The sequence below is a fragment of the Occallatibacter sp. genome, assembly GCF_049582745.1.
Classification (GTDB): Bacteria; Acidobacteriota; Terriglobia; order Terriglobales; family Acidobacteriaceae; genus Telmatobacter.
In genome coordinates this window covers 197,066-203,534 of record NZ_JBAUUO010000059.1, presented here as the reverse complement: position 1 = coordinate 203,534, position 6,469 = coordinate 197,066, and the positions used below count along the sequence as shown (strand labels likewise).

Here is a 6,469-nt window from a genome sequence, read left to right as displayed (position 1 = left end):
CATGCTCAGGAGGAACCAACTCAGCCTGCGAGAAATCCGATGCGATTTGTTCTCGGTAGAAAGTCTGGCCAGCGCGCTTCATGTTCGCAAGGCAGAGGTCGTCTTCTGGATTCAACAGAACTGGCTCCAGGCTTCAGTCGCCACTCAAGGCAAGCGGCGTTTCTACATCATCACTCCCGAAGCGCTCAAGGTCCTTTACAAGCATCATCACGGGGATCTCACGAATCGTGGCATTCGGAACCAGGCGTTATTTGAGGCTTACGTTGAATACTGCTTCGTCCCCAAACACACGGTTGGGGAGCAACTGCTAGTCGTCCGGCGAGACAAACGTGAACGGGCGGCTTTTGCGGCGTTGGGTGACCAGGCTACTGATAACGAAGAGGAGGACGATAGCGATGAGATCGATTCGGACATGGACGGGCGGTATCGCATCGAGATGGCAGAGAGGGGTAGCTCAGAGGGAGACCCGGGAAACGGCGAAGCATGAGCTTTGCCCGCGCTGCGGCACCCCGATTCTTTCGTCCCGAATGTCGTTGAGTGAGATGGCTGTGTCGGCCCTTTGTGGGAGCCTCTTGCTATCGATCCTCATTTCGGTGTTCCTGATAGCCGAACCGTGGTTAGAGGAGGCTGGCCACCGATTCGTTGATCGAATGGTCTGGCACGAGCCGCTCGACAGTTGGAATCTGTGACCGGTTCGTTCAAGACGTTGCTGTCGGGCCGGCTTATTCCGCCTTATTCGGGTTTCCGTCTTCGAACTTTGGCGATGCGGCGAGGATCGATGCGCGGAAAGCTCCACGTGCGATGTGTCGAAGAGCGACTCGAAGTCAACAGTTAAGCCAAGGGCCACTTGTCCGGAAAGGCGACTACGAGGCGGTTCCGATCAAGGCTAGCGACTATTCGCTCAAGTGGATTGCCGCAAAATTCGACCAATGGCATTCTTGGACCTAACGTTTTCAGGGATTAACCCTTAGAATTCAGCGTAGCAAGTGTGCAATGAGCAGTTTGCAATAGTCAAAAGAACTCAACTCCAAGCTTAGTTCCGGAAGATAACAAACAGGAAACATGGCCCGAAAATCTTCGAGCGAATCCTGGGGAATGAACTACCAGGACCTACAGTGAATGCTTCCGAAATGCTCCGTCAGTTGCTGGAATCCGAGGGCCAATTTCTTGATAGAATAGCGATGTACATCGAAAGCGGGAATGTACGAGGCGAAGGGGTTCGCCTTAACCGCTGTTCCTTCCTCTCTTCATTCGCGTGGACGAACAGATGATAACCCCTGGTGAGATTTCGCCGGGGAGTTGCCTGTTCACACGGATCTTCCAGCAATCCCATCTCACCTCCAACGCACGCGCTTACTGTTTCTGCGCAAGGAATGGAGGAATCTTGAAGATCGTCATCATCTCCGATATTCATGGCAACCTCGCGGCCTTGAATGCACTGCCAGAGCGCGATTTCGACCAACTGTGGTGCATCGGCGATCTGGTCGACTACGGCCCGAATCCGCATGAGGTAGTCGAGTGGGTGAGACAACAGGCCAAGGTAACAGTCCGCGGCAATCACGACCATGCCGCAGGATTCTCTGTAGATCCGCAATGCTCGACCCCATTCAAGAAACTGGCTGAGGATACTCTGCGCTTTACGCAGGTTGTTTGCACGCAGGACGATTTTGGCTTTTTGCGAAGTCTGCCCATTCGGCAAGAACTGACAGTAAATTCCGCCCGCTTTTATCTCGTACACGCTATTCCTAGTGATCCGCTTTTCGGCTATTGCCCTGAAGGGTCTGACCAATGGAAGCAGGAAGTCGAGAGAATCAACTCGAACTTTCTCATCGTCGGTCACACTCACACTCCCTTCGTGCGACGCGAGGGCAACACAATCATCCTGAATCCGGGAAGTCTTGGCCAACCAAAGACGGGACGCCCGCTGGCGTGCTACGCCGTCTGGCAAGACGGGCATGTTTCTTTGAAGGAGTTCGAATATCCCGTAGCTGACACCATTCGTGGAATTCGCGCTATGCCAATCTCCTCAGAAGAGCAGGACGCTCTGATCGGTCTACTGCGAACGGGCACTTTGCCTGCGATGCAATCCTCGAAAGCGACAAGGTAGTTCGCAATGGGCGCGCACCAGATTCAGCCGAACCAAACGATTCAGGAAGCCATCAGAGAGCTGGATTCCTTAATGGGTGGCGAATCTGTGGTGGAGAGAGTGGTCGCGTTCGGAAAACAAGCCATCCCTCATCTCGAACACTTTCTGTTGGACTGTCCGCCAAGAACGGTTTTTATACCGCGCTGCCGTGCCGTCCGCGCTCTTGGAGAGTTGGGCGCTTACTCGGCTCTCACGCGCTACTTCGAGCGATACCAGCGTCCCGCTGACTCTGCCGTTCTGTTTGCGGAGGACGCAGTCCGCAGTGCGGCAGCAAGAGAACTCGCCCAAGTCCACTGCGACGAAGTTTATTGCGTATTACTGGAAGCTGCGAAGCGGCGCGCGACCAGCGGCCTGGTTCAAGCGTTGGGCGCATTTCGCCGTCGCGAGAGCGTCCCTTTGCTGTTCGAATTGCTCGAAGACGATTTGTGCAGATCGGACGCAATGACGGAATTGCGAAAAGTACCGCTGGCAGCCCAACCCTACGCGATCCTGTTGCTCCGCGGATGCGCGGAGACTCCAATTCAAGGGTCAATGGCGACGCGGCGACGGCACTGCACTCTTCAACTCCTGGTTGACTTCGGCATTCCAGAGAGTGACTGGCCAGAGATTCAACAGTATCTGCACGACGAAGATCTCGATTGCGTCATCGCCACGACGCGACTGGGGCTATCCCTCGCTGGGGATGTAGATAGAGAGAGCATCGTCGAGGCGTTGATCGAGGCATCGGCCAGAATGAATTGGGCGCAGGAATTGGAGGTGACCGAATTGCTGGACAGGCATCGTGCTACTGCCAGGCCAGCCGCCAACACCGTCGCAGTGCGACACGCAGATGAGGGTGAGAAGCCGAACTGGGGTTCGCCCTTATGGCGCATCCTTTATCACGTTCTCAGGGGCCACTTAGAGGAGGCGCCTTGATCCGATGAACCTAAAGGAGTACGAGCAGGCAAAGTTCTCGATGGCGGAGATTGTCCGGACTGCGCAGGCCATCGATTCGAAGGACGCGGAACTGCAATCCGCGTCCCGTGAACTGTTGACGCGCCTGGCAGACGATCGCTTCAACTTGATGTTGGTCGGCCGCTTCAGCCGCGGCAAATCCACCCTGATCAACGCTGTCCTTGGTCATCCGTACTTGCCAACAGGAATACTGCCCCTCACATCCGTTATCACTACGGTGCGATATGGAAGTCGTCCCCAGGTTGTTTTGAATTTCAGAAACGCGGGCTTGCCGCGCGAGATTCCGCTCTCGCAGTTGCCGGAATATGTGACTCAGCAGTCCAATCCCGGAAATGTGAAACATGTAGCGTATGCAGAGATTCAAGTGCCGGTGGAATTGTTGCGCCGTGGACTGTTCTTTGTAGACAGTCCCGGGCTCGGCTCCTCGATCACAGAGAATACCGAAACCACGGAGCGCTTCTTTCCGGAGGCAGACGCCTTTGTCCTAATCACAAGCTATGACAGCCCGCTCTCGGAAGAGGAGGACCGCGCTCTGCGCAGGATTCGACAGGCGGATCGAGTTCTTTTTGTGATTGTCAACAAACATGACACGGTGAGTCCAAGCGAGCGAGGACAGGTTCTGGAGTTTGTGAAGGAACGTCTTGCTCAATACTTCTTCTCAAGAGAGCCACTAGTTTTCTCCGTTTCTGCACGTCAGGCTCTTGAGGGAAAACAATCGCGAAACGACGAACTTGTCGAGTCAAGCGGCATTCGCCAGCTGGAAGACGCGCTTTTCCAATTTTTGACTGAAGAGAAGGCGGAGGCGTTTCTCGCAAACATTCAAACGCGGGTTTTGGCGTTCCTCACTCAGAGGTCCGACCTAGAACGATTATCTGAGCGACGGGAGATCCTGGATGGCCTCCTTGCAAGGTTCCGTGAACTGACAGCGCCCTCGCATCTGCCTCCACAAGAAGTCGCCGAGGACCGAGGCAAGAAAGCTGGCGTCACAGTCGGCATTGCGCTTGAGAGGCGAACCGGGTGCTGGATCTGTGGACAGGTACTGGAAGCCGTCTTTCGATTCCTGAGCAAGCACCAATACGACCTAACTATTGACCGCGCAGCGCAGCAGGAACACGCAAAACGGGGAGGCTTCTGCTCTCTGCACACCTGGCAGTACGAGAATATTTCTTCGCCCTACGGAGTCTGCGCATCATATCCGGCGCTAGCTTACCGTCTGGCGTCGGAGCTACAGGCGCTGGCCAACGACCTGGACGGGGCGACCAGAACTTTTGAGAGCATCAACCACTTGGCCGCATCTCAGGGCACCTGCCAAGTATGTCAAGTGCGCATCGAGACGGAACGAAATGCCGTCACTGAGGCGGCAGGCAGAATCCGTGAAATCGCGAGGTCACAGGCCGGCAACATGCCCGCTTGCTGTCTCGTTCATCTTGCCATGACGACCGCGGCGCTCGGGAAAGGAAAACCCGCCCAGGTATTGTTAGCTGCCCACGCCAGGTTTCTTGAACGACTTGGGGAAGATGCGCAGCGCTACGCGCTTCGCCACGATGCGCTTCGCCGGTATCTAACCAGTGAAGAGGAGCGGCGCGCGTCACAGCTTCTGTTGCTGATGCTTGCCGGTCATCGAAACGTCAACGCGCCTTGGCAGGTGGAATTTCTGCTTTAGAGTCTCAAGACGAATCTAGAATTCCCTTGAACGCTCAGCGCCACGAGTACCATGCAGCGGTTTCAGGGGTGGATAAGGAATACGCACCCAGCAATGACGAGAACTGCCTCGATCAACAGTATGAATGCTGCTTTCGGGAGATGATCGAGAATTCTCTTGCCCAGAAACGAACCAAGCACCATGGCTGGCCCCAGTGTCAGACCCACGAATACATCCGATTGCGTCAGCACAGAAGTTCCTCCGTAAGCAATTAGTTTTGTAACGTGCATGATCACGGTGGAAAGCGCCTCTGTTCCGATATAAGCTCCCTTGACCAGGCCGTAGGCAAGAAAAAATGGGGCCATAAGGGGACCAACGCTGCCCAAAAGAGCGGACAGAAAGCTGGAAACTGCGCCGATTCCGGCGAACGCCACCGTGGGAAAGGGCTTCATGACTCGCGGTCTGATATGGCGTAGGACGACGACTCCCAGAAGGAAAACCCCGAGGAGACGGGTGAGCAGGGTCAAAGGAGCGACCGCAAAGGCATAACCGCCAAGAAGTGCCATCGGAATCCCGCCGAGCGCGAACCAGCCGACGACTTTCCACTCCAACTGGCTGCGATTAAACCAGACCCGGCTTCCGTTTCCGATCAGTTGCGCGACAGTAAGAATCGGAACGGCATCTCGTACTCCGAAAGTTGCCACCAGAATTGGCAGAAGGACGGCGGCTCCGCCGAATCCTGTGACTCCCGCCAGAGTGGATGCAACGAGTGCCCCCGCAAGAAGGGCGAACCACTTTAGAATCTCACTCATTCAGATAGCGATTCCCTCCCTGCTCAATGGCGGTAGTGCATACAGACATTTCAGTTCGGATACTTCGGACTCACTGGGATAACGGATCAAACTTTCATCCAGGAAAGTCTGAGGACGGGAAAGGGCAGGGTCCGTGTTTTGATAGTCCGAACCGTCAGTTCACTCGCGGCGGCCCATTCTGTAATCGAGATAAAGAACATGCACCTTGATCTGGTCTCCGGCATAGTAACGAGGGAAATGCGCCATCTTCAGCATGTGAACGATGGAGCCGGGATTTCCGCTGCTCCATTCGACCAGTTGATGCAGGACATGATCGAGGTTTGAGGCCCAAAGTCCCGTATTGCTCGCTTCTCTCCGCGCGAATTCCAATGCAATGGGCGGCACGAACTCCTTCAACTCCAGCCGTTCCGCTTTACCGGCGCACATGGGCTGCAAATTCCCAATGTCTTCCATGTGCGGTGTACGAGCTACGAAGATCACCGGAGTCCGATCAAAATAATTGAGGTCCTTAATAAGACCCGTCACAACACGCGACGGACCCGCCAGGTGATCAAGCGCGAGGGAAAACGGATGTTTTTCGAGCGCACGTTGCACAATGCCCTTTAAAGAACCCGTGCGCAGAGACGTACAGTTTGCAGGAAGGTCAATTCCGGGCTTTGCCACGCGCCGGAGCTCCTCAATCAGAGCCAGCAACATTTCGCGCGGAGACTGGACTTGGGGAGCAAAGAGGACGAGCGGTTGTGTTTGGACAAAGGCCCGCAGCAGGCGCGTCTTGCCGACCGCTTCCGGGCCAAAAATCAGCATCGACTTCCGCCTCTGTGCCTGGGCCTGCAACCGTGCCAGTTCCTCAGTGCGCTCGACGACTGCCAAATACTGCTGAGGATCGATGGTGCCGTTAACAGCCAAAACGGCCAT

General features: G+C 55.4%; 6 protein-coding genes. 4 read left to right on the top strand and 2 right to left on the bottom strand.

What is annotated here, in order from left to right:
• The 4 genes from WCA10_RS08525 to WCA10_RS08510 form a co-directional block, all read left to right on the top strand.
• The coding region (locus WCA10_RS08525; protein WP_472822082.1) for a hypothetical protein at positions 1-487 on the top strand (487 nt) is incomplete at its 5' end.
• A gap of 897 nt (positions 488-1,384) precedes the next feature.
• The gene (locus tag WCA10_RS08520; protein WP_472822081.1) at positions 1,385-2,107 is read left to right on the top strand and encodes a metallophosphoesterase family protein; all 723 of its coding nucleotides are present in this window, start codon (positions 1,385-1,387) and stop codon (positions 2,105-2,107) included.
• A gap of 72 nt (positions 2,108-2,179) precedes the next feature.
• Positions 2,180-3,061, top strand: a complete 882-nt coding sequence (locus WCA10_RS08515; protein ID WP_472822080.1) for a hypothetical protein — start codon at positions 2,180-2,182, stop codon at positions 3,059-3,061.
• Positions 3,062-3,065: 4 nt separating this feature from the next.
• Positions 3,066-4,763 carry a dynamin family protein gene (locus tag WCA10_RS08510; protein WP_472822079.1) on the top strand — a complete coding sequence of 566 codons (1,698 nt, stop codon included), beginning with the start codon at positions 3,066-3,068 and terminating at the stop codon, positions 4,761-4,763.
• A gap of 62 nt (positions 4,764-4,825) precedes the next feature.
• Here the strand turns inward: WCA10_RS08510 and WCA10_RS08505 are convergent, their stop codons facing one another.
• Positions 4,826-5,554 (bottom strand): sulfite exporter TauE/SafE family protein, encoded by a 729-nt coding sequence (locus tag WCA10_RS08505; RefSeq protein WP_472822078.1) that lies wholly within the window; start codon positions 5,552-5,554, stop codon positions 4,826-4,828.
• Between the two features lie 159 nt (positions 5,555-5,713).
• A complete protein-coding gene (locus tag WCA10_RS08500; RefSeq protein ID WP_472822077.1) occupies positions 5,714-6,469 on the bottom strand; it encodes a hypothetical protein in 756 nt (251 codons plus the stop codon).